General features: G+C 41.6%; 2 protein-coding genes. Both read left to right on the forward strand.

Features of this window, described 5'->3' with window-relative positions:
- Nucleotides 1–111: 111 nt before the first annotated feature.
- A complete protein-coding gene (locus T518_RS11285; protein WP_155948193.1) occupies nucleotides 112–519 on the forward strand; it encodes a hypothetical protein in 408 nt (135 codons plus the stop codon).
- A partial coding sequence (locus T518_RS11290; protein ID WP_162177263.1) for a GIY-YIG nuclease family protein occupies nucleotides 519–1,048 on the forward strand: 530 nt, incomplete at its 3' end. The genes T518_RS11285 and T518_RS11290, both read left to right, overlap by 1 nt.

The raw sequence follows: 1,048 nt of genomic DNA on the forward strand, positions 1-1,048 counted from the left end.
GTAGTTCTCTTCAAACACCATTATAGCAAAGAAGTCTATGTGTCATTTTAATTTGGTTGTCTAGGAGCTGTTGCACTTAGATTGTAAATCCATCATATAAAGACATCTGCTTTGGATGATAAAGATAAGATATTAAATGAATACAAGGTTATTATGACCTATGCCATGTCAGGAGGAAATAAGCCAGGATCAGATGGTAAATACATGGTTACCTCTTCTGTTAAAGTTTTGAAACCGGGTGAAGCTTGCTCTGAAACCTATTTGATTATCGATCATTTTAAGGACGCTCAGAAAGCTGAGAATCTTAGAAGTTACATTATGACTAAATTCTTCAGATTCCTTTTGCTGCAAGCATTAACGTCTATCCATATTACGAAGGACAAGTTTTGCTTTGTGCCGGTTGCGAATTATGAAGAAGTATGGAACGACCGAAAGCTTTATGAAACATACCACCTTACAAATGATGAGATTGAAGTAATTGAGTCATCAATAAAGGAATTAGAGGGAGATGACAACTGATGCCAGATATATTTGATCAATATGTTCACCCAAAGACAGAAGTCAAGCCGATCATCTATGCCTACTCTGATACTCGCTTCCCAGGCTGCCTAAAGGTAGGATACACTGATAGACCAATCGAAGTGCGTATGCATGAGCATTATCCTACGCTGACGCCGGGGCAGTCATACAAGGTGGAGCTTGTTGAATCTGCTCTAAATGCTGACGGTGCCATCTTCATGGATCATGATGTCCATCGGATGCTTGAAGCACACGGCTTTCACGCTCAAAAATCGCCGGATGGTAAGAAAAGCGAATGGTATAAGTGTTCTACCGATGATGTGAAGGCCGCCATCCTTGCGGTGAAGACTTCGTCGGCAAACCTCGAGAACAGGACGCAGAACTTTCAAATGCGTCCGGAACAGGCTCGTGCCGTCCGGATGACAAAAGAATATTTGGTAGTGTCAAGATTCTTTCGCAAATTCATTTCATCCGCCAGTAAATATCGGCATCAGATGTATGGATTTTCCTCGTCAGCTGGCTGCTCAAT

It is taken from the genome of Mitsuokella jalaludinii DSM 13811, assembly GCF_000702905.1.
In the GTDB taxonomy this organism is placed as follows: Bacteria; Bacillota; Negativicutes; order Selenomonadales; family Selenomonadaceae; genus Mitsuokella; species Mitsuokella jalaludinii.